This is a genomic window from Desulfuromusa ferrireducens (assembly GCF_055389805.1).
The window spans coordinates 3,801,119-3,824,323 of the sequence record NZ_AP042415.1 but is presented as its reverse complement, the minus strand read 5'-3'; the positions used below and the strand labels follow the sequence as shown (position 1 = coordinate 3,824,323).

Below are 23,205 nucleotides of genomic sequence, written 5' to 3'. Positions count from 1 at the left end.
AATATGGGTTACGAATTAGTAACCCATTTTTGTTTCTAAAATTATCTCACGATTTGGAGAATTTGATGAACCTGACTATCGTTGGAACCGGGTATGTGGGTCTGGTCAGCGGGACTTGTTTTGCCGAAATGGGGAATCGTGTTTATTGCGTCGATGTTGATGAAAAGAAGATTGCAGGTTTAAAACAAGGACAGTTGCCGATCTATGAGCCCGGGCTTGAAGCAATGGTGCTGCGGAATTATGCCGAGGAGCGCTTGCTTTTCTCCACCAGTTTGTCTGAGGCGATGGAGAGCTCCCATGCTTATTTTATCGCTGTTGGTACTCCGCCAGGTGAAGATGGTTCCGCCGATCTGAAATATGTGCAGGCCGTCGCCCGGGAGATCGGTCGGTTGATGACCGAGTATTGTGTCATTGTCAATAAATCAACAGTTCCGGTCGGCACTGCTGATCTGGTTCGTAAGACTGTTGCCGATGAACTGGAAAAGCGTGGCCTGCAGATCCCCTTTGATGTTGTCAGTAATCCGGAATTCCTCAAGGAAGGTGCGGCGATTGATGATTTCATGAAACCTGATCGGATTATTATCGGCAGTGACAGCGACAAGGCCTGCGAGATAATGCGGCAACTCTATGCGCCCTTTAACCGCAACCATGAGCGAACGATGTTCATGGGAATTCGTGATGCCGAGATGACCAAGTACGCAGCCAACTCGATGCTGGCGACCAAAATTTCCTTTATCAACGAAATTGCCAACCTTTGTGAACTGTTAGGGGTGGATGTCGAGAATGTTCGTCGCGGGATCGGGTCTGATTCACGGATCGGGTTCTCCTTTATCTATCCTGGTTGTGGTTACGGCGGATCCTGTTTTCCGAAGGATGTTCAGGCGTTGATCCGCATGGCGCAGGACGTTGGTTTTGAGCCCGAGTTATTGCTCTCTGTTGAAGAGCGCAATCAGCAGCAGAAAAAATGGTTCAGTCGTCAGTTGAACAGCCGTTTCGGTGCCGATCTTAGCGGGATGGTTTTCGGCGTATGGGGCCTTTCTTTTAAGCCCGGTACCGATGATATGCGCGAGGCTCCAGCCAAAACTCTGATCGCCGATCTGATTGCTGCCGGGGCCAGGGTGTTGGCTTACGATCCGGTGGCAATGGAAATCGCAGAGCAGGAATTGCCGCAGCAGTGGTTTGACTCTGGTGCATTGCAATTGGTGTCCAATCAGTACGAAGCGCTGCAGGCGGTTGATGCCATGCTGTTGGTGACCGAGTGGAAACCGTTCCGTAATCCGGATCTTGCGGCCATGCGCCGCTCTATGAAACAGACGATCATCTTTGATGGCCGGAATCAGTACGATCCGGAATATATCCGCAGTGAAGGGTTTGAGTATGTCGGAGTCGGTCGTTTGTCATATGAATAAAAAGCCAGAGATGAAAGTCGCTGATGATTCCTCGTGCTTTGTTTGTGGTGCGGAAAATCCCATCGGATTAAAAGCTGAATTTAGCACCGATGTTGAAGGGTGCAGCAGTCACGCAACCTTACAGCTGCCGGCCGAATTTCAGGGCTGGCAGGATGTCATCCATGGCGGTATTCTTGCCTCGCTGCTCGATGAAGCATGCATTTATGCCTGTCGTGCAAAAGCCGATCAGTGTGTTACCGCCGAGCTTCAAATCCGTTTCCGTAAACCGGTTCCGGTTGGGGCTATGGTCGTGGTTTCCGGTCAGTTGACAGATAGTAGCCGAAAAATCTGGCAGGCAAGTGCACAGCTGAAGATCGACGATACCCTTTATGCTGAAGCCGCGGCGAAAGTATTTATTCTCGATCGCTAACAAGGAGGTTGGGATGTCGGATTTAGAAAAGCCCGCATTGGCTGATTTGACGACCCACGATCGACTTTTTCTTGAGCAGGTCCGTCAACTGATGGAGTCATATTTTGCGACCGATGTGCGTCGCATTGCGCATGCGCACGATGTGACCGAGCACGCGGTTAGTTTGCTCAGTTATGTTGACGCTGATCCGGTAGTGACTCTTTGCGCCGCTTACCTGCACGATATTGGTATCCCCGAGGCAGAGCGTAAGTACGATCGTTGCGACGCTAAACTTCAAGAACAGGAGGGTCCGCCAATTGCCAGAGTGTTATTGGCTGATATCGGTGCAGATGACGATCTCATCAACCAGGTGTGTGGATTAGTCGGCAATCACCATACTCCGCAGGGAGTTGATTCTCCCGAATTTAGAGTCTTGTGGGATGCTGATGCGCTGGTAAATTTAGCTGAGGTCGTTGACGGTAAAAATTCCCACGCGATCGAATCCATCCTCTTAAAGGCCCTGGTGACTGAGGCAGGTTACCGGGCAGCCAAAGCGCTCTATCTGCCTGACCATAGTGGGCCAGCGTACTGACTGATAGAAGCGTCGAACCGCTGATTCTCGTATTGACAGTTAGAATCGATATTGTTATAAAGTCAGACCGATCAGGGCGGTTAGCTCAGCGGGAGAGCGTTCGCCTCACACGCGAAGGGTCACTGGTTCAATCCCAGTACCGCCCACCAAATAATTACAGGGAGTTGCGCTGCGGTGCGACTCCCTGTTTTGTTTTCCAGGGGAGAATCCGTGATGCCGGTTACGCTGCCGTTGACACCTTTAAAGGTGGAAGATTGGGGTCTGCTTGGCTATGAAGAAGCTTTCGTACGCCAAGAACGGATGGTACAGGCGCTTTTGGCGGGGCAGGGTGTTGATAGCCTGGTGCTGGTAGAGCATCCGGCGGTTGTTACTCTGGGGCGGCGCGGGTCTGACGCCGATCTGTTATTGACCGAAGAAGAGTTTAGTTCGTCCGGCGTCGGCTTGCAGTACATCAACCGTGGCGGACTGGCAACGGCTCATGAACCGGGTCAGTTGGTTGCCTACCCGATCGTCGCCTTGAAGCACAAAGATTTACGTTGGTTTTCCGCTGCATTTCTTAAGACTGTCATTACGGTGCTTGCGGACTATGGTCTGCGAGGTGAGCTTAAGGCAGGAGAGCCCGGTGTCTGGGTCAATGGCCGCAAAATCTGCAGCTTCGGCATCGCTGTTAAGAAATGGATATCTTCCCATGGTATCGCCTTAAATGTTAATAATGATCTGAAAACCTTCACTATGATTGTTCCCTGTGGGCGTCCGCAAGAGAAAGTGACCTCGGTTGCCTTCGAGCTTGGCTACGAGCCTGATTTGGTCATTTTTAAGCAAAAATTTATTAAATATTTTCTCAACAGCTTCGCTTATGAACTGAAACCCTGATAGTATAAGTCATGTTTTTAGCGTGACTGTTTTCGATGGAGGATGAAGATGAAATGTCATCAGGTCGATTATAAAATCATCGGTGATGATATGCAGATGGTTGAAGTTGAATTGGACCCGAACGAAACAGTCGTTGCCGAAGCTGGTGCCATGACCTATATGGAAGAAGGGATCAGCTTTGAAGCGCGGATGGGGGATGGTTCTGAGCCGGAACAGGGCTTGTTCGGCAAGTTGCTGGGCGCTGGAAAACGGGCTCTCACCGGTGAATCGATCTTTATGACCCATTTCACCAACAGCGGGTCCGGTAAGCAACATGTTGCGTTTGCCGCCCCTTATCCCGGTAAAATCATCCCTCTCGATCTGGCAACCATTTCTGGCAATCAAATCCTTTGCCAGAAAGACGCCTTCCTTTGTGCTGCATCTGGAACTCAGGTCGGTATTGCCTTTCAGCGTCGGCTGGGAACCGGTTTTTTTGGTGGTGAGGGTTTTATTCTACAGCAGTTACGCGGTGACGGCATGGCGTTTATGCATGCCAGCGGCACCATTATCGAAAAAAATCTACATGGTGAAACTTTGCGGGTTGATACCGGTTGTATTGTCGCCTTTGAGTCGACTATCGATTACAGCATTGAACGTGCCGGCAGTTTGAAGAGTATGTTTTTTGGTGGTGAAGGACTGTTTCTGGCAACGCTCCGTGGTAGCGGACGGGTTTGGTTGCAGAGTTTGCCTTTCAGTCGCTTGGCCGACCGAATCCTTGCCCATGCTCCAGCGGCCGGTGGCAAGCAGCAGGGCGAAGGGTCGTTGTTGGGTGGACTTGGGCGAATGATGGATGGTGATTGAGTTTTTCTGCCCGTGTTGGAAACGAATTCTGTTATGATTAAGTCATTGCCATAATTAATCGTCAGGGAGAAATTGTAAATGTCATCCGCTTTCCAAAATGTCGTCCGTTCAATCAGCGATTTACCGCCAATGCCAGCTGTGGCGACGAAAGTTCTAGAGCTGCTCGGTGATCCGAATGTCAACTACAGTAAGCTAGGAGATGCTGTATCCAGTGACCCTGCTGTTTCTGCTCGCCTGCTTAAGGTGGCTAACTCAGCTTTTTATAGCATGTCGCGGCAAATCAAAACCCTTGACCATGCGATTGCTGTGGTTGGCGAACGAACCTTGCGCAGTCTGATTCTGGCGGCAAGCCTTGAAGGGATGAACAAATCTTACGGCTTGCTGGAAAAATTGCTTTGGGAAGATTCCATCGGTTGTGCAATCGGAGGCCGGATCTTGGCAAGAAAGTTTTCCAGTGCCGATCCGGAAGAGGCTTTTTTGGCCGGATTGTTTCGTCATCTCGGCAAAGTTGTCATGAATTACAGCGACGCAGAAGCCTATCAATCCTTGGCTGAAGCTGTTTATTCGGGCGAGGGGAGTGACTCGGCCTTAGAGGGTAATTACTTCCCTTATGCGCACGCGGTTGTCGGTGCTGCAGTCCTTGATAAATGGAACTTCAATCGCTCGCTGGTGATGACGACCCTGCATCACGACGATTTGAAAATCCCAGTCGAGGAGGAAGTCGCTGAAGAAAGCCGGGAGCTTTATCGTTTGACGGCGACAGTTAATTTGTCGGATACGGTTTGTAGGCGTTTGGGCATTGGTCAGCGCGAACCAGATGAAACGGTTGATGTTGCCAATTGCCTCGGAGCCAAAGCCCTCGAGCTAGAGGAAGCTGAAGTCGAGGAAGCTATCTGCGAAGTAGAACTGGTCTTTGCCGAAAATAGAGAGTTTTTTGTTGGTTAAATTTACACTATTGGGAAATGTTAAAGGGGGAGGCCGAGTGCCTCCCTTTTTTTATTTTTTGCTTTGCTGTGCCTGTTGCTTAACAGGATAACTTTATTTATGCTAACCAATTGAAAAGATTGATTTGAGTAAAGGGTGAGAATGAAAGAGCGGTTGGATAAATTGTTGGTCGACCTCGGGTTGGCTGCTTCGCGCGAACGGGCCAGGGCGTTGATTCTGGCGGGGAAGGTTGTTGTTGACGATCATCGCATGGACAAGGCCGGGGTACGGGTTGATGTCGATGTGCAGATACGGCTTAAGGGGGAGGACCTTGCTTATGTCTCGCGCGGTGGGTTGAAGCTGGAAAAAGCCCTCCAGAGTTTTCCGCTGCACCTGCCGGGACGGGTTGCTATCGATGTGGGCGCTTCGACCGGTGGCTTTACCGATTGTTTGTTGCAGAACGGTGTCGCTAAGGTCTACGCAATTGATGTCGGTTATGGTCAGTTGGCCTGGAAACTGCGCGATGATCGACGGGTGGTGAATATGGAGCGCTGTAATATCCGCTCCCTGACGGCAGATAAATTATCGGAGTTACCCTCTTTGGCGGTGATAGATGCTTCTTTTATCTCTTTGGCCAAAGTTCTCCCCAGTACGCTCGCTTTGCTAACGGAAGATGCCGAGATTATTGCCCTGATCAAACCACAGTTCGAGGTTGGCAAGGGGAAGGTCGGTAAAGGCGGAGTGGTTAAAGATCCCGCACAGCATCAGCAGGTGGTTGATAGTGTAAAACAACTTGCAGTCGATCTTGGCTGTGGTGTCCTCGGTGTTGAAGAGAGTCCGATCCTCGGCCCGAAAGGCAATCGTGAGTTTCTGATTTATCTGCGAAAAGGGGGCACAGCATGACCCAGGTGTATTTTATCGGCGCTGGCCCCGGGGATCCGCAACTGCTGACTTTGCAAGGTGCAGAGGCGTTGCAGGGTGCGGATATCGTTTATCTGCACTTGCCCTATGACGAAACCTTTGCTTCCCGCCTGCAGGGGAAGCAGATTTTGATTCCCTTTGACTATGACTATGCTGAGTTAATCACCCTCATCGAGCAGCAGTTAGAAACAACAACGGTCGCTTTTTTGATTCCAGGTGATCTGACTTTTTATTCCCCTTTTCAGGGCTTGATCGATCATTTTGCTGAACGAGCCGAGGTTATTGCCGGAGTTGGCGTTGCCAATGCGGCATCCGCGCGCTTAAAAAAGACCCTCGATCTCCCCTCGGTTTGCAATCGGACGGTGATTGTTTCGCCGAAAACTCTGGGGGACAAAGCAGGCAGCCCTACGCTGGAAGATCTGGCTGCACCGGGGGTGACCCTGTTGATTTACATGAATAATATGCCGTTGCAAGAATTGGTCGATAGGTTGCGGCAGGGCTATGGAAGCAACGTGCCTATCGCCTTGTTGCATCGGCTCGGGTTATCCGAGGAAAAGATCATTGAGGCGACCTTGGATACCATTGTTGATGCCTGTCAGGGGCATGATTATTTTTATCTCGATGACCCGACAAAAAGACCGGCTTTAACCCTGGTGGTGGTCGGCGATACCTTGCAGGCGAAGGTTGATGGGACGTGGTGGGATTACCGGCGTAGTACGATGTGGAAACAGCGTAAGGAGGCCGAAGGCCGATGAGGCTGATTTCGCCGATAGATCATGCTGGCGAGGCCGAGCCGCTACTCCAGGCAGGCGCCGATGAGCTGTACGGTGGCTACGTTCCGCAAAAATGGCAGCAGCGCTTCGGCTTGTTGGCCTCAATCAATCAGCGCACTTTTGCCGGCGCGCAGATTGATTCTTTGGCTGATTTAAAACAGATTGTCGACTGCTGTCAGCAACAGGGAGCCGAATTTGCCCTGACCTTGAATTCCCCCTTTTATTCCGAACAGCAAATACCGCTGCTTCTCGATTATGTTGGCGAGGCGGCTTCTGCCGGTGTCAGCAGTGTCATTTTAGCTGATCTGGCGCTGTTGCGGTTATTGAAACAAGAGTTCCCCGACCTGCTTTATCATGCCAGCACACTTGCCCATTTAGCAAATTCAGCGGCAATCCGTTTTTATCAGCAGCAGGGGATTGGACGCGTTATTCTGCCGCGCCATTTGACGGTCTCCGAGATGGGGAGTATTTGTGCAAACGTCCCCGAATTGGATTGCGATGCTTTTCTACTGGTCGGCAAGTGTCCAAATACCGAAGGACTCTGTACCTTTCATCATTCCAGTGCCGATAAAATCTGGCCATGTGAAATCTCTTACCAGCTGGAGCCTGTCGGCAAGGAGAGCATCTCAGTTCAGCAGGCGATGACTAAGCAGCAGAGCTGGGAGCAGACTGACCGGCGACACGGTTGTGGGCTTTGCGCGCTCCCTGGTTTGCTTAATGCTGGAATCAAAGGATTGAAACTTGTCGGGCGCGGCGCACCGATGTTGCGGAAAATTAAGAATATGCAGCTGGCAAAAAACTTTCTTGAATTGGCTCAGTTAAAATTGCCGTTATCCCGGTATCGACAAAAGGCCTTGCAGGCCCATCGTGAGCATTTTGGCATAGGCTGTAGCGAAAATGTTTGTTACTATCCCGAACTCTACTCAAAGGGATGAATTGATATCAGAAAGGAGAACAACCATGGTTTCCGACTGTCTTTTCTGTAAAATCTCAGCGGGAGAAATCCCAGCTACCATCCGTTACGAAGATGAGGATCTGATTGCTTTTGAGGATATTACTCCGCAGGCTCCTCATCATTTACTGATTGTGCCGCGCAAGCATATCCGGACCACCCTCGATTTAACCACGGCGGACAATAACTTGATCGGGCATATTTATCAGGTTGCTGGCAAGCTGGCCAACGATCTTGGTTTTGCCGAGGATGGCTTTAGAGTGGTGAATAATTGCAATGAGGCAGCTGGCCAATCTGTTTGGCATCTCCATTTTCACTTGCTCGGTGGCCGCGATTTGAGCTGGCCTCCCGGTTGATACCGTTGATTGAGTTTGAAATATTCTGATGAGTAAGTTTAACGCCAAAACAGAACAACGCATGATCAACGAAATCATGGAACTGCTGGTGACCCATTACGGTGCCAGCCTTTCTGAGGAAGAACTTGATCATGAGCTGCAGCGGGTCGAACAGGCATTGACCGATGCCCGGACTTCGCATCAGGGGCAGGTGCGCAAGTCGGGTGAACCCTATATTTTTCACCCCTTACGGGTTACGCATCTGGCTGCTCGACACTGGATGGATTTTTCCTCGGTGATTGCCGCACTGCTGCATGACGTTGTTGAAGATACCCCCGTAACCCTGGAGGATGTAGAAGCAAAGTATGGCAGTGAGGTCGCGCATTTGGTCGATGGCTTGACCAAGGTCACCTCGGAAGCGAAGACTCGCGATGAGCTAAAGAAGGAAACCTATCGTAAAACAGTTCTGGTTGCGATTGATGATATCCGCGTTCTCTGCCTTAAGTTCTGGGACCGGATGGACAACATGTTGACCATCGACGCCCTGCCACCGCAAAAACAGAGCTTGATCGCCGAGGAAACTCGCAGTGTCTATGTGCCTTTGGCGCAGCACCTGGGGATGGGCTATGTTGCGACCGAGTTGGAGTCCCTGTCGTTTAACCTGCTGTATCCCGCACGCGGTAAAAAATATAATCAGAAAATCGACTTGCTGAAAAAAGGCAACACCGACTACCTGCGTAAAACCCGGGCTAAAATCATGGGAGCCTGTGAACAACATAAATTTTCGGTCGTTTTGAAAGATCGTTGGCGTCCTTTCTCTATTGCCGCCACCCAAGCCATGCAACGCGGCTTTGCGACCCTCTATACGATGGAAGTGCAGGTTGATCGGATGATGGATGCCTACACCTTCCTCGGTCTGTTACATGGCTTGTTTCCGCCGATTCCCGGTAAACTTCGCGATCATCTCAACCTCACCTCCAAGCATGGCTATCAGGCATTAAAGACTACGGTACAGGTTGGGGAGCAGCGGATGCGGGTTGAGATTACTACCCGCAAACTGGCCCGTTTTAACCACTCCGGTGTGTTGGCGCCCGGTTTCAAGTTTCGTCACGATAATTTCCGCTCGCTGATGAAGTCATTGCTCGATGGTGAGTCCGCGTTTGATACCGAATCGCTCAAGCTTGCCTCTGCAACCATCCAGGTTTATACCCCACGTGGTGAAAGTCGCACCCTCCCTGAAGGGAGCAGCGTCCTCGATTTTGCTTTCGATATCCATGAATCACTCGGTTTGCACGCCCGCCGTGGTTTGATTAATGGTCGCACACGGCAATTGAAGACCCGTTTGCTGGATGGTGATCAGGTTGCCATCGAAACCTCGGAAAAACCAGAAGTGCTGCCGAAGTGGTTAGAGTGGGCAATCACCCCCAAAGGTCGTAACACCATCCGTCGTTACCTGCGTAACAAAGTTAGATCCTCCCGAAACTGATTGGTTTATTTATGTTCAAAACTGTCGTCGCATTGCTGTTGGCCGTGCTGTCCTTTGGACCGGTGGCTCAGGCGACTTCTGCCGGGCAGGTCAATGCTTTTATCTATCATCGCTTCGATGAAAGTCGTTATCCCTCGACGAATATTTCGGCGCAGATATTTTCTCAACAGTTAGCTTATCTCAAAGAGAATAACTATCAGGTTTTATCTTTGGGGGAGGTCGTCAGGCGCCTAATTGCTGGTGAACCGTTGCCGGAAAAAGGGGCGGCTCTTTGTATTGATGATGCCTTTACCTCTTTTGCCGAGGTGGGCATGCCGCTGCTGCGCGAATACGGCTATCCGGTTTCTCTGTTTATTAACACTGACGCTGTCGGCACGCATGGTTACCTGGATTGGGATGAAATCAAGGCTCTGGCTGACGAGGGTGTGGAGATCGGCAACCATACGGCAAGCCATGCCTATCTGGTTGAAAAGGAGGAGGGCGAATCTTTTTCTGCCTGGCGTGAGCGAATCCGCAGCGATATCAATAAGTCGCAGCAGCAATTTGAACAGCATCTTGGAATGGTTCCGCAGCTCTTTGTCTATCCCTACGGGGAATATTCCACAGCAGTGGTTAAGCTGATAAAAGAGCTCGGTTTCACTGCTGGCTACGCTCAGCAGTCGGGTGTCATCCATTCCGCTCATGACCTGTTTACTTTGCCGCGCTTCCCGATGGGCGGGCCTTATGCGACCTTGCAAGGGTTTAAAAATAAGCTGGCGATGAAGTCGCTGGTTGTCGCGCAGCAGGAACCGTTTAGCCCGGTGGTCATCAATACACCACCGGAGTTATTGCTGCAGATCGAAACGGATGAAGTTGATATGCGGCGGGTTAACTGCTTTGTCCAAGGGGAGAACAGTTGTCGCGTTGAAGCTGTGGACGGCCGGCAGGGTTGGTATCGCGTTGTCGCTGAGCAACCGTTGAGCAGTCGGCGCAACAAATACACCCTGACGGTCCCGGGTAAAAAAGGGGGATGGCACTGGTTCAGCCAGCTCTGGGTGAATGCTAAATTGCCAGCGTTGGAAATGCCGCAAGGGAGTGATTCAGCCGCGCACCCTGAGGTTGACAGCAGCGAACCGATTGAGGCGATTGATACGGATAAGTGATTGTAAATCTTTGACATAATCCTGACCGCGGATTGAATAGCGGAACAGGCCCTCTGCCAGCAGAGAACCATCCAGTGGCAGATTTTCGGCCCTGGCAGCGGCGCGCAATTGACGTAACTCTTGATAGGCAAAATGCGTATTCAGGTTGCGCAGGTAAGAGCGAACCGATTCATAGACGTTTTGAAAACGACGAACTTCGTAGGTCGCACCTTCGGGGCGGCCCTCTGGGACAATGCCTGTGCCTGGCTGGAACGTCCATTCGCCGAACAGGTTATTGGCCAGCTGTGAAAAGCGTGAGGTTCCCCAGGCGGATTCGTTCGCGGCCTGTGCCATCGCGAGTTCCGCCGGAATGGTGTCAACGCGGATCAGTAGTTCTGTGAATGCCTGTTTTGAGGTGATTGTGGCGCTTTTGATTTTGTACTGTTTTGCCAGTGAGGTGAGGCTGTGCAGCTGACTTTCAGTTAATGATAAACCTTGCTCAACCATACGCTGGAATTTTAAGATTTGCTCACGTTCTTGTCGAATTTCGTTGTTGGCCAACAAAATCATCGGTAACAGGGATTTGAAAAACAGCTGTTTTTTTCGGTGGTTCGATGTAATTTCGGATAAATCTTTGGGCATGGCTTGCAGGATCAGCGGGGGTACGCCCTGATCAAGATTATCGAGATTGTAGCTGTAACTCTGGAATATTTCTTCCAGATCCTTTGTCAGGTCGGTTTTTAGGACCTTGACATCTGATCCCTGGTAAGTTGGTGCAGCGCTGTCAGAGCAACTGGCCAACAGCAGAGTAAGCATACCGCAGAGGAGTAGAATAATTTTTATGGGAGAAGTTTTTATCATCATATGTATTGTGGCCCCGTTAAGTCATTGTTCTCTCTGCAGGGCAGCCTGACTTTATATAGAGATTCTACTTTCGAGTCAATGGTTTTCAGCGCTTGGGTCCTGGGTCGTAAATTGATTGATTTGCAACTATCTATAATTGAATAAGAATCGAGAATCTTAAAAAGGTCTATACTTCGATGAAAACATACCGCAAAGAACTTTGCTTCGATATCCCCACCCGACGTGAATTCCGCAATATCACACCGCAGGTAGATGCATGCCTTAAGGAAAGTGGTGTTCGGGAGGGGCTTCTCCTGTGTAATGCTATGCACATCACCGCCTCTGTGTTTATAAACGATGATGAGCATGGTTTGCATTGTGATTTTGAGCGCTGGCTGGAAGAACTTGCTCCGCACGCGCCAATCAGTCACTATCAGCACAATAATACCGGCGAAGATAACGGTGATGCACATTTAAAACGAACCGTTATGGGACGCGAAGTTGTTGTCGCGGTGACCGATGGGCGGCTCGATTTTGGCCCCTGGGAACAAATATTTTACGGTGAATTTGACGGTCAGCGGCGCAAGCGGGTTCTGGTTAAGATCATTGGGGAGTGACTTTGTATACATCTATATGGTATTATTTCACTTTATTTGATCGACCTGTGAGGTGACGGATGGAAACCATTAAAACCGCGAGTTACGAGTACTTGATTGGTTTGTCGGAAGAGAAGCCCGAAGGGGGCTATACCTTTGTGCTTGATGGGAGCAACTACGAGATTGATGACGTGTTGGAAATTTCGAAGATTGCTGAAAAGCATGGTTATATCGTAATTTATTGAACATTTTGATGAATGGGAGAAACGAGATGAGTTTAGAAGAAGGCGTCTGTTATACCTATGATGCAGCCCTGGAAAAAGCGATCGTAATGGAAGAAGAGGGTTTTCGTAATTACCTCTATGCCATCAAAATTGTGAAAGATCGTCAGGCAAAGGCTATTTTACGCGATGCTGCTGCCGATGAGCTCGAACATAAGCAGAAGTTGGAGTTGGCTTTGCTTGAAGGGCACAATGCCAATAGTGCTGATATGGCCAAACCGGTGCCTTCCATGAACCTGGATTATATGTTCGAGCAAAAAGAAATTACCCCTGATGCCGATGCACGTCAGTCCCTGGCTTACGCAATTCATTTGGAAAAGGGTGCTGTAGACTTTTATAAACGTTTGATGAGTGGCTGTGAAGGTGCTCCGATGGCTCCTTTGTTTCAGCGTTTGCTGGCTGATGAAACGCGCCATTTGAAGACTCTAGAAGATTTTTATGAAAGATATTTTTTGACTGAAAACTAGTAAGTTTGGTTTTTCAGTTGTTGCATTAAAAAAGGGATTCCATACATTGGGATCCCTTTTTTACTTAAAGGGTAAAATATAACAAATAGTCGAAAAAACACCAGGTTGCAAAGCAATATTTGATCTGCTAGAGTTGCTATAACAACGTTTTGCCGGAGGTTGCTATGGAACTGGATATTGTTAAAGCGCTCTTTGGATTTTATATTGTCGCGGTCTCCCTGTTACGCTTATTGGCGGAAAAGGAATACTTCCGTTTAACCTTGATGAAAAAAGTTTGGGGACGCAGTCAGGGACTATTGTTTCATTTCTTGACCAATGTCATTATGCCGATGTTGTTTGCCATTTATTTCTTCTGTCGGGGGATAGCGGCGATCCCCGGTTTGTAAGTTTTCGACATATGAACTCAAAGACCCATATCGAAAGATTTGATATGGGTCTTTTTTGTGCCCTTGACAAAACCTGCCATGGTACTTATCTTTCTGTGCGTTAATCAATAAACTGGAGGTATAGACATGTCAGATAAGCTACAGAATGAAGAAGGTTCAATCTCGATCCATACGGAAAATATCTTTCCGATTATCAAGAAGTGGTTGTACAGCGAAAAAGATATTTTTCTGCGCGAATTGATATCGAACGGCGTCGACGCGATTCATAAATTGCAGAATATTAACCTGATTGATGGTCTTAAATTGGCCGATGAATATAAGGTTGATATCCGTATCGATAAAGAAGCCGGAACCTTGACTGTCGTCGATAACGGTCTCGGCATGACAGCAGATGAAGTGCGTAAGTATATCAACCAGGTCGCTTTTTCTTCGGCAGAGGACTTTATTGAAAAATTCAAAAGTCTCGAAGATAAGAATGAGATCATCGGCCATTTTGGCCTCGGTTTTTATTCCAGCTTTATGGTTGCTGAAAATGTTGAGATCCGCACACTTTCTTATCAGCCGGATGCTGAGGCGGTTCACTGGGAGTGTTCTGGAACCACCAGCTATAAATTGTCCGCTGCCGATAAGTCTGAGCGTGGTACCGAGGTCATCCTGCATCTGAATGACGACGAAAAAGAGTTTCTCGATGCTGATCGTACCCGCGAAGTGTTGAAGAAGTTCTGTAACTTCCTGCCGGTGTCGATCTGCCTGGAGGGCGAAGAGGTCAACGATAAAAACCCACTCTGGACCCGCTCAGCCAATGAGATATCTGATGATGAGTACAAAGAGTTTTACCATAAGCTCTATCCCATGTCGGAAGACCCGCTGTTCTGGATTCATTTGAATTTCGATTTCCCCTTCAATTTGAAAGGGATCGTTTATTTCCCCCGCTTGACCAACGAATTCGATGTCACCAAAAGTCACATCAAACTGTTCTGCAACCAGGTGTTTGTCTCCGACAGTACGCCGGAGTTGATCCCGGAATTCCTCACCCCGCTGCAGGGCTGTCTCGATGCTCCTGATTTGCCGCTCAATGTTTCCCGTAGCTATCTGCAGAATGAGCCGCAGGTGCGCAAGATTCGCGAGGTCATCAGCGGACGGGTTGCCGCCAAGGTGGTCGAGCTGGCGAAGAAGGACCGCGAGATTTTCGAGCCGATCTGGGAAGACATCCACACCTTTGTCAAATACGGCATGATGCGTGAGGATAAGTTCTACGAGAAGGTCAAGGATCAGGTGATCTACCGCTCGACCGGCGAAGATAAATACAGCACTCTACCTGCCTATCTGGAACGGGCCAAAGAATCGCATGAAAATAAGGTTTATTACGCCAACGACGAGGGTATTCAGGCGACCTACCTGAAAATGTTCAAGGCACAAGGGATGGAGGCGTTGGTCCTTGATGCCATGATCGACAATCACTTCATCCAGTTCCTCGAATCAAAAAACAGCGATATTAAGTTTGAGCGGGTCGACTCGGATGTGACCGAAAATCTGATTGAACAGGATGTCAGTGAAAAGGTTGTTGACGCCGACAATAAAAGTCGTGATGAGCGGATTGAGGAGATCTTCAAGGCGGAGCTCGATATCAAGGGCTTGCACATCCGCATCGAGACGCTCAAGGATGATTCGGTTTCAGGGATCATCCTGCTCAACGAGCAGCAGCGGCGTTTCAAAGAGATGACCAGCATGATGGGGAAGGGCGAGATGCCGGACATGTTTGCCGATCACACCTTGATGGTCAATGCCGCCAGCCCGGCGATCGAAAAGGTTCTTGATTTGCAAGAGGCGGATAAAGAAACGGCAGGATTGCTGATCGAGCAGATTTATGACTTGGCGATGCTTTCGCATCAGGCAATTGATAAAGACCGCATGGCAGCGTTCCTTGAGCGCAGCAGTAAATTGCTCGGGATGATTTAAGCGTCGTCCGGAATGGCGCTAGTTTTAGCAGTTTTGTAGTAAACTTGGGACTGTCCCCAGCACCATCGGGGGCTGTCCCAAGAGTTTACGGGCCTTGAAACTGTGGCGGTTCGCACCGCAAAAGCCTGGGACAGCCCCCATGCGGGGACAGTCCCGGATTCGCTGCCATCTACCTTTAAATTAGCGCCATTCAGTGTCGTCCGCAAATTTAGTGCAGGGGGGGGGGGCAACCCACGGGTTGCCCGCAACAGCAGAATAACAAAAGGCCGAGTCTGATTGGCTCGGCCTTTTGTTTTAGAGTGATGGCTGTTTAATCCAGCAGGTCGTTCTGCCGTAGTGCCTCAAACAACAGGATCGCCGCCGAATTTGCGAGGTTGAGGCTACGGACTGCGGGAGAAAAGATCGGGATGCGCAGGGCGTGGTCGCTTTGCTCTTCAAGCAGATCCTCCGGCAGCCCCAATGTCTCTTTGCCAAAAACCAGAAAATCGCCCGGTTTGAAGGCCGCTTTGGTGTAGCTTTTGGTCGCCTTTTTTGAGGTGAACCAGTAGCTGCCCTGCGGGTATTCCAGCTGCAACTGTTCCAGCGAATCCCAGCGGTGCAATTTAACCTCCGGCCAGTAATCGAGTCCGGCACGGCGCAGATGTTTGTCATCAAGGGAGAAGCCCAGCTTGCCAACCAGATGCAGGTGGGTTCCGGTCGCAGCGCAGAGCCGGCCGATGTTTCCCGTGTTCGGTGGGATCTCCGGCTCGATCAGGACAATATTGAAGTGTTCGTTAGTTTGCATGGCGCGGGACGTTAGCATATCGGACGTCTGATGGCAAAAATAAACCTTCATGATTTAGGGCGACAGGCAGATCTTAGCCGCAGATGAACGCGGATGAACGCAGATGTGATCTTTTTTTAATCCCGTAGACTTTAAATGCAAATTCTATCTCACGCAGAGCTCGCGGTGTTCGCAGAGAAAAGCATAAGTCTTTGGCTTTATAATTTAAAAAAACATGGGGTTAGGGGTTAATCCTGCCCTTGTCTGCGAAAATCAGCGTACATCTGCGGCAAATTCCTTTGCTTAGAATTTGTCTCATAACTGCTCTGCGCCCTCTGCTTCTCTAGTGAGCGAGAGCGAACGGGCGAGAATGATTATGACTTTACGGCACAAAAACTCTTGATGTCCCATTTTTATATCCTGCCCTTATCTGCGAAAATCAGCGTACATCTGCGGTTAAAAGCCTTTGGTTTCCCTTCTATAAGCAAAAAAAACGGCGGACATATGAGTGCCCGCCGCCATTGAGTTGCATCATGGTTGGATATGTCAGACAGTCGCCTGCAGTGCCTGGTCGAGATCGGCAATAATGTCGGCAACATCCTCAATACCAACGGAAACGCGGATCATGCCCGGCGTTACCCCCGCGGCCTGCTGCTGCTCGGCGGTCAACTGCTGGTGGGTGGTCGAGGCTGGATGAATAACCAGGGTTTTGGCATCACCGATATTGGCCAGGTGGCTGGCGAGTTTAACGCTGTCGATAAACTTTTTCCCCGCCTCAAGTCCCGCCTTGATTTCAAAACCGAGAATCGCCCCTTGTCCCTTGGGCAGATACTGCTGCGCTCTATCGTAATCGCGGTGGCTTTCCAGTCCTGGATAATTGACCCAGTTGACTAGCTCGTGTTGCTCAAGATGTTGGGCAACCTTGAGGGCATTTTCACAGTGCCGTGGCATCCGCACGTGCAGGGTTTCCAGGCCTTGCAGGAATTGGAAGGCATTAAATGGCGACAGACAGGGGCCCATGTCGCGCAGCAGGGTAATGCGCATTTTCAGGATATAGGCGAGATTGCCGAGCGCCTCGTGGTAGACCAGTCCGTGGTAGCTCGGATCGGGGCGGGTGTATTCCGGAAAGCGACCACACGACCAGTCGAAATTGCCGCTGTCGACCACCGCACCACCGATGCTGGTGCCATGTCCGCCGATGAACTTGGTCAGCGAATAACAGACGATATCGGCGCCGTGCTCGATCGGTTTGAACAGCACCGGCGTAGTGACGGTATTGTCGACGATCAATGGCAAGCCGCGGTCGTGGGCAACCTTGGCGATCGCTTTGAAATCGTCGACATTGTTCTGTGGATTGCCGATCGATTCAACAAAGATGGCCTTGGTATTCTCGTCGATGGCAGCGGCAAAGTTGGCCGGGTCGCTGCTGTCGACAAATTTAGCCGTAATGCCCATCCGCTTGAAGGTGTGGTTGAAGAGGTTGTAGGTGCCACCGTACAGAGAACTGCTGGTAACAATATTGTCACCGCACTGGGCAATATTCAGGATCGCTAGGGTGATCGCGGCTGAACCTGAGGCGAGGGCCAGCGCTGCGACTCCGCCGTCTAGTTCCGCCAAACGTTTTTCCAGCACGTCGGTGGTCGGATTCATCAGCCGGGTGTAGATATTGCCCATCTCTTTTAAGGCAAACAGGTTTGCCGCATGGTCAGCCGAGTCAAAGGTGTAGGATGAGGTCTGATAGATAGGCACGGCACGGGAATTGGTGGTCGGATCGGGGATTTGTCCGGCGTGCAGGGCCAGGGTGCCATCTTGATACTTAATGTTATCGTCCATATGAAAACCTCAATCACTAGTGTGCAATAAATGTCATCGGCGAAAGTGAAATGGTAAAGAAAGCCATGCTATAGCAGGGAATAAAAAAGGGCAAGCCAAAATGGCTTGCCCTTCAATGATACCAGAGACCGCGTGCTTGTGCGGTTAGTCGTTACTGCTGGCCAGCGCCTGATCAACATCTGCGATGATATCGTCGATGTGCTCAATGCCGATGGAAATTCGAATCAGGTCGGGGGCAACCCCTGAGGCTTTCTGCTCTGCCGCGGAGAGTTGCCGGTGGGTGGTGCTGGCCGGATGCAGGACGCAGGAGCGGGCGTCGCCAACATGGACAACCATGGCGATCAGTTTGCACGCTTCCATGAATTTGATCCCGGCAGGCTGGCCACCTTTGATGCCGAAGGTTAAAACGCCACTGGCTCCCTTGGGCAGATACTTCTGCGTGCTGCTGAAGCTGGGGTGGCTTTCCAGGCCCGGATAGTTGACCCAGGAGACCTTGGCGTGTTTCTGCAGATGCTTGGCCAAGGCAAGCGCGTTATAACTGTGCCGTTCCATCCGCAGTGGCAGGGTCGTCAGACCATGATTGAAGAGAAAGCTGTTTTGCGGTGCCGGTGTCACTCCCAGGTCGCGCATGTATTGCGCTCTGGCTTTAACGATGTAGGCTAGCGTGCCGAATTTTTCGGTGTAGCGGAGCCCGTGGTAGGAACTGTCCGGCTCGCTGATTTCTGGGTATTTACCAGAAGTCCAGTCAAAGTTGCCGCTGTCGACGATCACGCCGCCGACGCTGGTGCCGTGCCCGTCAATGTATTTAGTCGCCGAATGGACAACGATATCGGCACCCAAGCTCAGCGGTTTACACAGAAACGGCGAGGCGAGGGTGTTGTCAACAATCAACGGGACACCCATCGCTTTGCTCAAAGCGCTGAACTTTTCGAAATCGAGGATATTGAGCCCGGGATTGCCAATGGTTTCAGCAAACAGGCAGCGGGTTTCCGGGCGGAAGGCCTTTTTCATTTCTTCGAGGGAGGCTTCTGGATCGACAAAGCTGGCCTCTATACCCATTTTCGGCAGCGTGTTGGAAAACAGCGAGTAGGTGCCGCCGTAAAGAGTGCTGGCTGATACCACATGTTGGCCGGTTTTACAGATGTTGAGGATCGAAACCGCACAAGCTGCCTGGCCGGATGAGGTCGCCAGTGCGGCAACGCCACCTTCCATTAAAGCTATTTTTTCTTCGAAAACGCTGGTCGTTGGGTTGCCCAACCGGGTATAAAAGGGGTCAGCACAATCAAGATCAAAAAGCTGGGCCATGTGTTCGGCACTGTCGTACTTAAAGGTTGTGCTCTGGCAGATCGGTGCCGTGCGCGGCTCAGCAGCTTTGGGAGCGTAATTCCCTTGAACTGCTTGTGTTTCAATTTTCCAGTTTTGATTCATGATCGACTCCTCCAGATAAACATTTGACAAAGAATAGCTGGGGATTTTAACAGATGTTTTTGCAATGGGGTAATAAAATGATGGCGATTACACTATACATGTTGGAATTGAGTCGATGCACATAGGTTTACTACGCAGCGTCGTTACTGAACTTGCCGAGAGGATAGCTGGTGCCAGGGTGGCGAAGATCCATCAGCCCGCTGCCGACTTGTTTATCTTGCGCCTTTGGACCGGACGGCAGAATCTGAGTTTATTGATCTCTGCCGCGCCGCGAGAAAGTCGTATTCATCTCACTGAAAAGTCGTTTCCCAATCCCTTTACGCCGCCGCGCTTCTGTCAGTTGCTCAGATCGCGGGTTTCCCGGATTGCCAAAGTCCAGTTGGCCAATGATGATCGCATTGTGGTGCTCGACTGTCTCGGTCCCAAAGGGGAGTGCCAACTGGTAGTCGAACTGACCGGAAAGAGCAGCAACCTGATTCTGGTCAATAGCGATGGCTTGATCATCGATTCCTTGAAGCGTCAGGCTGATGACTTAGAGCGTTGCCTGTCGGCCGGGCAGACCTATTCGTATCCCGTTAAGAGGTCACCAGCCACGCAGAATCGTCCAACCGTCGATGAAAATGTTCCTGGTCCTGAAGGTTTCAGTATGTTTGTCGAAAAACTTTACAGTGATGGTCGGAGCTCCGGAAGTACGACCGATTTAAGATCGCGGCTGGTAAAGATTCTCGACAAAGAACAGAAAAGGATGGCGCGCAGGCTTAAAAATATTGAGCAGGAAGCGAGCCGGCAGCAAGATTTTGAGCATTATCGGCAGTTGGGTGACCTGCTGCTGGCCAATATGCATCTCCTTAAAAGGGGGATGGCGGAAGTTTCGCTGGTTAATTATTATCTGCAGCCTCCGGATGAAGTGTCCGTTCCGCTCAATACCTTGCTTAGCCCGCAACAGAATGCCGAAAAGTATTTTCAGAAATATAAAAAGGCTCGGCGGGGAGTGGAGCATAGTGTCCGCCGTAAAGCAGAAACAGACCGGGAACTGGAGTGGCTGGCGCAACTTGACTATCAACTTAAATCAGCGCAGCAGCCGGCAGATATTGCCCTGGTGGCGGATGAGTTAAAGAGGGCCGGTGTGCTGAAAGAAGCAGTCAGTAAATTGCCACGAACGATGTCTGTTAAGAAAGCCGACTTTCACGAAACACACAGCCCAGGCGGCTTTCGGATCCTTTGGGGCACCAATAGCCGGCAGAATGATGCCCTCTCGACCAGGGAATTGAAAAAGGGTGATCTGTGGTTTCATGCCCATCGCTGTCCCGGTTCGCATGTTGTTTTAAAGAGTGATAGCGGGAAAGGTCCGTTCGAGGAGGCAGACATCGTTTGCGCGGCATCAATCGCTGCGGCACATTCCAAGGCCAAAGAAGAGCAAAAGGTCGAAGTGATGGTCGTGGCAGCCAAGGAGGTAAAAAAGCCCCCCGGCGCCAAGCCGGGAATGGTGACAGTACAACAATATAAAACCCTTATGGTTAAGCCCTATAGCGATAATCCAGACGTTTTTTGAAAAAGCAGCCGATTTTTTGTTGCAATCAAAAAATCCATTTGTTATAAACAGCCTCGCTTGAGCCGAAGTGGTGGAATTGGTAGACACGCATGTTTCAGGGACATGTGTTCGTATGAACGTGGGAGTTCGAGTCTCCCCTTCGGCACCAAATAAAAAAAATACCCGTTACCGAAAGGTGACGGGTTTTTTTGTTTATGGTTTTAGGGAGACTCGAAGCGCAGTGGGCGAGTCTCCCCATATCCCTCATTTACCCAACAAACAAATAAGCTCGCTTTAGTAAACTCGGGACTGTCCCCAGCACCATCGGGGGCTGTCCCAGGATGTTTACGAGCCATGCAACTGTGGCGGTTCGCACCGCAAAAGCCTGGGACAGCCCCATACGGGGACAGTCCCGGATTTGCTGCCATCTATCCCATTAAACTAGAGCCATTCAGGATACTCCCCACATTTTCCGTGGAAGGCCAGGTTTTCCAACAACCAAATAAGCTCGCTTTAGTAAACTCGGGACTGTCCCCAGCACCATCGGGGGCTGTCCCAGGATGTTTACGAGCCATGAAACTGTGGCGGTTCGCACCGCAAAAGCCTAGAACAGCCCCATAAATTAATAGTTATGCCCGGTCACGAGAGTGGTCGGGCATTTTTACGCTAGGGTTCTAGTTCGTTTTTAGTTTGGGGTGTTCCGTGGCCGCCCCGGTTTTTTCGGCCGCAGTGACTGATTCAGCTGCACCTCCAGATTGTCGATAAACACTTCCGATCCGAAGGGACGCCCGGTTCTGGTCGCTTTGCGGATCGCATTGTTCGATTCTTCGTCACATTCGCGCAGGAAAGCCCCATAGGCTTCACGCTCGAGCGGATCAAGCCACGTATCCCCTGATAACAGTTGGTCGGCTGCACCGGCAAGATGGGCCGCGGCGCTCGACCAGAGATACTCCTCCGCTTTGTTCGTCAGGCCGACCTTTATCGGGTTTAGTTCAATGTAGCGGGCCACCGCCCATAAATACTGATCGCTTTCGACGACGCAGGAAAAGAAGCGATTCTGCCAAATGCGCCCGGATTGGTTTCTTTTGCGATTGAGGTATTGGGTGTAGACCTGATTCGTAAGGCCGATACCGCGAGCCAGGGAGTCCTCGTTCTGCGGGACGACCAACAGGTGGATGTGGTTATCCATCAGGCAGTACGCCCATATCTGCAGTGAATATTTTAGTGCATAGCCTGAAAGTAGTTTCAGGTAGGTCTGCCGGTCTTCATCGTCGAAGAAGACTGGAGCACGGTTATTGCCCCTCTGTGTGACGTGGTGAGGGTAGTCGGTAGCGATTATGCGTGCGATTCTTGGCATGGGTGGATGATATGGGATGAAGTGGACCTTGCGCAAGGAAAGAATAGGGGGAGTGTCCCTAGTTTTTTCCTAATGGAATTAACGCTTCTAATTCTGCTGGGGGGGTGGGTAAGTCCCTTGACGGTAAACTTTACAGGAGCGTTATTGTTTTTTTTTATCCATTGTAACTATCTAGAAATAAACCTGTATTTATGTTGGCACGCAGTTTGTACTGACAATTAGTTGAGTTTGATTTTGATCTTAGTTTTTAACTTTTAACCTACTTTTGATGAGGGAGTCAAAAATGAAAAAAATGATTTTTTTAGTAATTCTTCTTTTTGTTGCTAATAGTGCATATGCCAACCCAATTGGTAATGGTCCCACTACGATAGATCTAGGTTCGTCTTATGATCTGCAAACTGTTGTGAATACCGTTTATGGTGCAGGTGAAATTGATGTACAGAATGATCAAACGGGTGTCGGTGGTTGGACTCAATCAGAAAATGATTCTTCAGCCTTTCGAGTTATAAGTCAGTTTCCGAACTATCCGGTTAGTGCTGTCGTTGGCGTTTATGATCTTTCTTCTGGGAAGGAAAAGGATCTGTTTGATCTTTCGACTTCAAACGGCCAAAGCTTCTCCTTCTTTAATGGTAGTCTTTACTTCGGACAGACTGAAGTGGATGCCGGTGGTTGGTCAGGTGCCTTTGGTTTTTATTCAGTATATGGTACCAATGATAAGCGTTACACCGAAGATAGTAAAAATAATAACGTGAACTTCGCTGCAACATATTCTTTGGCAGACGGCCTGGATTGGGATACCTCAGCATATGCGGCAAGTGGAATCACTTCAGGCACTATGGTGGGCGGCGATGATTGGTTGGTCGCGATGGAGTCTGATGGTAGTTTTCTCGATTTCCAAGATGTTGTTTTCATGGTTGAGGATATGTCTGCTGTTCCAGAGCCAGGCACCCTGCTGCTCCTCGGTTCCGGTCTGATCGGCCTCGCTTACCTGAAGCGTCGCAAGTCTTAATCTGGAATTCGTAAATAGCTAAACAGAAAGAGGGTGGTGCGAAAGCATCACCCTCTTTCTGTTTGTCAACGACTTTAACTCTGCTCTACCGCTTGCAATCTCACCGCTTATCGTCAATAATCACTTTTCTGATTACAT

At 50.0% G+C, this 23,205-nt stretch carries 24 protein-coding genes and 2 tRNA genes; 21 read left to right on the top strand and 5 right to left on the bottom strand.

From position 1 onward, the window contains the following. Positions 1–65 precede the first annotated feature (65 nt). The 13 genes from ACZ5PT_RS17055 to ACZ5PT_RS16995 all read left to right on the top strand — a co-directional run bounded on the left by ACZ5PT_RS17055 (position 66) and on the right by ACZ5PT_RS16995 (position 10,635). Positions 66–1,409: a UDP-glucose dehydrogenase family protein gene (locus ACZ5PT_RS17055; RefSeq protein ID WP_464264222.1), complete on the top strand. Its 1,344-nt coding sequence runs from the start codon at positions 66–68 to the stop codon at positions 1,407–1,409. Next, entirely contained in the window at positions 1,402–1,818 is a 417-nt protein-coding gene (locus ACZ5PT_RS17050) for a PaaI family thioesterase (RefSeq protein ID WP_464264221.1), read from the top strand. Before ACZ5PT_RS17055 ends, ACZ5PT_RS17050 begins: the two co-directional genes overlap by 8 nt. 13 nt (positions 1,819–1,831) lie before the next feature. Beyond that, complete coding sequence (locus ACZ5PT_RS17045; protein WP_464264220.1) at positions 1,832–2,389, top strand: HD domain-containing protein; 558 nt, start codon at positions 1,832–1,834, stop codon at positions 2,387–2,389. A gap of 74 nt (positions 2,390–2,463) precedes the next feature. Continuing rightward, positions 2,464–2,538, top strand: a tRNA-Val gene (locus ACZ5PT_RS17040). A gap of 64 nt (positions 2,539–2,602) precedes the next feature. Next, positions 2,603–3,262, top strand: coding sequence for a lipoyl(octanoyl) transferase LipB (gene lipB, locus ACZ5PT_RS17035; RefSeq protein WP_464264219.1), 660 nt, complete (start codon positions 2,603–2,605; stop codon positions 3,260–3,262). Between the two features lie 42 nt (positions 3,263–3,304). After that, entirely contained in the window at positions 3,305–4,102 is a 798-nt protein-coding gene (locus ACZ5PT_RS17030; RefSeq protein ID WP_464264218.1) for a TIGR00266 family protein, read from the top strand. A gap of 78 nt (positions 4,103–4,180) precedes the next feature. Next, positions 4,181–5,047, top strand: a complete 867-nt coding sequence (locus ACZ5PT_RS17025; protein ID WP_464264217.1) for an HDOD domain-containing protein — start codon at positions 4,181–4,183, stop codon at positions 5,045–5,047. Between the two features lie 141 nt (positions 5,048–5,188). After that, on the top strand, positions 5,189–5,929 hold the full coding sequence (locus ACZ5PT_RS17020) for a TlyA family RNA methyltransferase (RefSeq protein WP_464264216.1): 741 nt from the start codon (positions 5,189–5,191) through the stop codon (positions 5,927–5,929). Beyond that, on the top strand, positions 5,926–6,702 hold the full coding sequence (locus tag ACZ5PT_RS17015; RefSeq protein ID WP_464264215.1) for an SAM-dependent methyltransferase: 777 nt from the start codon (positions 5,926–5,928) through the stop codon (positions 6,700–6,702). Before ACZ5PT_RS17020 ends, ACZ5PT_RS17015 begins: the two co-directional genes overlap by 4 nt. Further along, entirely contained in the window at positions 6,699–7,655 is a 957-nt protein-coding gene (locus ACZ5PT_RS17010; protein WP_464264214.1) for a peptidase U32 family protein, read from the top strand. The genes ACZ5PT_RS17015 and ACZ5PT_RS17010 overlap by 4 nt, the downstream gene beginning before the upstream one ends. A 25-nt stretch (positions 7,656–7,680) precedes the next feature. Next, the gene (locus tag ACZ5PT_RS17005; protein WP_464264213.1) at positions 7,681–8,028 is read left to right on the top strand and encodes a histidine triad nucleotide-binding protein; all 348 of its coding nucleotides are present in this window, start codon (positions 7,681–7,683) and stop codon (positions 8,026–8,028) included. A 28-nt stretch (positions 8,029–8,056) separates the two neighbouring features. Beyond that, complete coding sequence (locus ACZ5PT_RS17000) at positions 8,057–9,493, top strand: HD domain-containing protein (RefSeq protein ID WP_464264212.1); 1,437 nt, start codon at positions 8,057–8,059, stop codon at positions 9,491–9,493. An 11-nt stretch (positions 9,494–9,504) separates the two neighbouring features. After that, positions 9,505–10,635 carry a polysaccharide deacetylase family protein gene (locus ACZ5PT_RS16995; RefSeq protein WP_464264211.1) on the top strand — a complete coding sequence of 377 codons (1,131 nt, stop codon included), beginning with the start codon at positions 9,505–9,507 and terminating at the stop codon, positions 10,633–10,635. Here the strand turns inward: ACZ5PT_RS16995 and ACZ5PT_RS16990 are convergent. Then, the gene (locus ACZ5PT_RS16990; RefSeq protein WP_464264210.1) at positions 10,573–11,478 is read right to left on the bottom strand and encodes a glucosaminidase domain-containing protein; all 906 of its coding nucleotides are present in this window, start codon (positions 11,476–11,478) and stop codon (positions 10,573–10,575) included. The two genes, ACZ5PT_RS16995 and ACZ5PT_RS16990, sit on opposite strands and share 63 nt — an antisense overlap. 176 nt (positions 11,479–11,654) lie before the next feature. Between ACZ5PT_RS16990 and ACZ5PT_RS16985 the strand changes: the two genes are divergently transcribed. The 5 genes from ACZ5PT_RS16985 to htpG all read left to right on the top strand — a co-directional run bounded on the left by ACZ5PT_RS16985 (position 11,655) and on the right by htpG (position 15,146). Continuing rightward, a complete protein-coding gene (locus tag ACZ5PT_RS16985) occupies positions 11,655–12,074 on the top strand; it encodes a secondary thiamine-phosphate synthase enzyme YjbQ (protein ID WP_464264209.1) in 420 nt (139 codons plus the stop codon). A 59-nt stretch (positions 12,075–12,133) separates the two neighbouring features. After that, positions 12,134–12,298 (top strand): hypothetical protein, encoded by a 165-nt coding sequence (locus ACZ5PT_RS16980; protein WP_464264208.1) that lies wholly within the window; start codon positions 12,134–12,136, stop codon positions 12,296–12,298. Positions 12,299–12,324: 26 nt separating this feature from the next. Next, positions 12,325–12,801 (top strand): ferritin family protein, encoded by a 477-nt coding sequence (locus ACZ5PT_RS16975; protein WP_464264207.1) that lies wholly within the window; start codon positions 12,325–12,327, stop codon positions 12,799–12,801. A 164-nt stretch (positions 12,802–12,965) separates the two neighbouring features. Continuing rightward, entirely contained in the window at positions 12,966–13,187 is a 222-nt protein-coding gene (locus ACZ5PT_RS16970; protein ID WP_464264206.1) for a hypothetical protein, read from the top strand. A gap of 126 nt (positions 13,188–13,313) precedes the next feature. Then, on the top strand, positions 13,314–15,146 hold the full coding sequence (gene htpG / locus ACZ5PT_RS16965; RefSeq protein ID WP_464264205.1) for a molecular chaperone HtpG: 1,833 nt from the start codon (positions 13,314–13,316) through the stop codon (positions 15,144–15,146). A gap of 310 nt (positions 15,147–15,456) precedes the next feature. Here the strand turns inward: htpG and ACZ5PT_RS16960 are convergent, their stop codons facing one another. The 3 genes from ACZ5PT_RS16960 to ACZ5PT_RS16950 all read right to left on the bottom strand — a co-directional run bounded on the left by ACZ5PT_RS16960 (position 15,457) and on the right by ACZ5PT_RS16950 (position 19,170). After that, complete coding sequence (locus ACZ5PT_RS16960; protein ID WP_464266754.1) at positions 15,457–15,930, bottom strand: tRNA (cytidine(34)-2'-O)-methyltransferase; 474 nt, start codon at positions 15,928–15,930, stop codon at positions 15,457–15,459. Between the two features lie 525 nt (positions 15,931–16,455). After that, positions 16,456–17,742, bottom strand: a complete 1,287-nt coding sequence (locus tag ACZ5PT_RS16955) for a homocysteine synthase (protein WP_464264204.1) — start codon at positions 17,740–17,742, stop codon at positions 16,456–16,458. A gap of 144 nt (positions 17,743–17,886) precedes the next feature. Next, on the bottom strand, positions 17,887–19,170 hold the full coding sequence (locus ACZ5PT_RS16950) for an O-acetylhomoserine aminocarboxypropyltransferase/cysteine synthase family protein (RefSeq protein ID WP_464264203.1): 1,284 nt from the start codon (positions 19,168–19,170) through the stop codon (positions 17,887–17,889). A 115-nt stretch (positions 19,171–19,285) separates the two neighbouring features. Between ACZ5PT_RS16950 and ACZ5PT_RS16945 the strand changes: the two genes are divergently transcribed. After that, complete coding sequence (locus ACZ5PT_RS16945) at positions 19,286–20,722, top strand: Rqc2 family fibronectin-binding protein (protein ID WP_464264202.1); 1,437 nt, start codon at positions 19,286–19,288, stop codon at positions 20,720–20,722. A gap of 61 nt (positions 20,723–20,783) precedes the next feature. Next, positions 20,784–20,870, top strand: a tRNA-Leu gene (locus ACZ5PT_RS16940). 516 nt (positions 20,871–21,386) lie between these two features. On the opposite strand, the gene ACZ5PT_RS16935 is transcribed toward ACZ5PT_RS16940, so the two are convergent. Next, a complete protein-coding gene (locus ACZ5PT_RS16935; protein WP_464264201.1) occupies positions 21,387–22,058 on the bottom strand; it encodes a transposase in 672 nt (223 codons plus the stop codon). A 283-nt stretch (positions 22,059–22,341) separates the two neighbouring features. Between ACZ5PT_RS16935 and ACZ5PT_RS16930 the strand changes: the two genes are divergently transcribed. Further along, positions 22,342–23,067: a PEP-CTERM sorting domain-containing protein gene (locus tag ACZ5PT_RS16930; protein ID WP_464264200.1), complete on the top strand. Its 726-nt coding sequence runs from the start codon at positions 22,342–22,344 to the stop codon at positions 23,065–23,067. Positions 23,068–23,205 lie beyond the last annotated feature (138 nt).

Coding starts and splice junctions, on each gene's coding strand:
- ACZ5PT_RS17055 (WP_464264222.1), top strand. CDS start 66: ATGAACCTGACTATCGTTGGAACCGGGTATGTGGGTCTGGTCAGCGGG.
- ACZ5PT_RS17050 (WP_464264221.1), top strand. CDS start 1,402: ATGAATAAAAAGCCAGAGATGAAAGTCGCTGATGATTCCTCGTGCTTT.
- ACZ5PT_RS17045 (WP_464264220.1), top strand. CDS start 1,832: ATGTCGGATTTAGAAAAGCCCGCATTGGCTGATTTGACGACCCACGAT.
- lipB (WP_464264219.1), top strand. CDS start 2,603: ATGCCGGTTACGCTGCCGTTGACACCTTTAAAGGTGGAAGATTGGGGT.
- ACZ5PT_RS17030 (WP_464264218.1), top strand. CDS start 3,305: ATGAAGATGAAATGTCATCAGGTCGATTATAAAATCATCGGTGATGAT.
- ACZ5PT_RS17025 (WP_464264217.1), top strand. CDS start 4,181: ATGTCATCCGCTTTCCAAAATGTCGTCCGTTCAATCAGCGATTTACCG.
- ACZ5PT_RS17020 (WP_464264216.1), top strand. CDS start 5,189: ATGAAAGAGCGGTTGGATAAATTGTTGGTCGACCTCGGGTTGGCTGCT.
- ACZ5PT_RS17015 (WP_464264215.1), top strand. CDS start 5,926: ATGACCCAGGTGTATTTTATCGGCGCTGGCCCCGGGGATCCGCAACTG.
- ACZ5PT_RS17010 (WP_464264214.1), top strand. CDS start 6,699: ATGAGGCTGATTTCGCCGATAGATCATGCTGGCGAGGCCGAGCCGCTA.
- ACZ5PT_RS17005 (WP_464264213.1), top strand. CDS start 7,681: ATGGTTTCCGACTGTCTTTTCTGTAAAATCTCAGCGGGAGAAATCCCA.
- ACZ5PT_RS17000 (WP_464264212.1), top strand. CDS start 8,057: ATGAGTAAGTTTAACGCCAAAACAGAACAACGCATGATCAACGAAATC.
- ACZ5PT_RS16995 (WP_464264211.1), top strand. CDS start 9,505: ATGTTCAAAACTGTCGTCGCATTGCTGTTGGCCGTGCTGTCCTTTGGA.
- ACZ5PT_RS16990 (WP_464264210.1), bottom strand. CDS start 11,478: ATGATGATAAAAACTTCTCCCATAAAAATTATTCTACTCCTCTGCGGT.
- ACZ5PT_RS16985 (WP_464264209.1), top strand. CDS start 11,655: ATGAAAACATACCGCAAAGAACTTTGCTTCGATATCCCCACCCGACGT.
- ACZ5PT_RS16980 (WP_464264208.1), top strand. CDS start 12,134: ATGGAAACCATTAAAACCGCGAGTTACGAGTACTTGATTGGTTTGTCG.
- ACZ5PT_RS16975 (WP_464264207.1), top strand. CDS start 12,325: ATGAGTTTAGAAGAAGGCGTCTGTTATACCTATGATGCAGCCCTGGAA.
- ACZ5PT_RS16970 (WP_464264206.1), top strand. CDS start 12,966: ATGGAACTGGATATTGTTAAAGCGCTCTTTGGATTTTATATTGTCGCG.
- htpG (WP_464264205.1), top strand. CDS start 13,314: ATGTCAGATAAGCTACAGAATGAAGAAGGTTCAATCTCGATCCATACG.
- ACZ5PT_RS16960 (WP_464266754.1), bottom strand. CDS start 15,930: ATGCAAACTAACGAACACTTCAATATTGTCCTGATCGAGCCGGAGATC.
- ACZ5PT_RS16955 (WP_464264204.1), bottom strand. CDS start 17,742: ATGGACGATAACATTAAGTATCAAGATGGCACCCTGGCCCTGCACGCC.
- ACZ5PT_RS16950 (WP_464264203.1), bottom strand. CDS start 19,170: ATGAATCAAAACTGGAAAATTGAAACACAAGCAGTTCAAGGGAATTAC.
- ACZ5PT_RS16945 (WP_464264202.1), top strand. CDS start 19,286: ATGCACATAGGTTTACTACGCAGCGTCGTTACTGAACTTGCCGAGAGG.
- ACZ5PT_RS16935 (WP_464264201.1), bottom strand. CDS start 22,058: ATGCCAAGAATCGCACGCATAATCGCTACCGACTACCCTCACCACGTC.
- ACZ5PT_RS16930 (WP_464264200.1), top strand. CDS start 22,342: ATGAAAAAAATGATTTTTTTAGTAATTCTTCTTTTTGTTGCTAATAGT.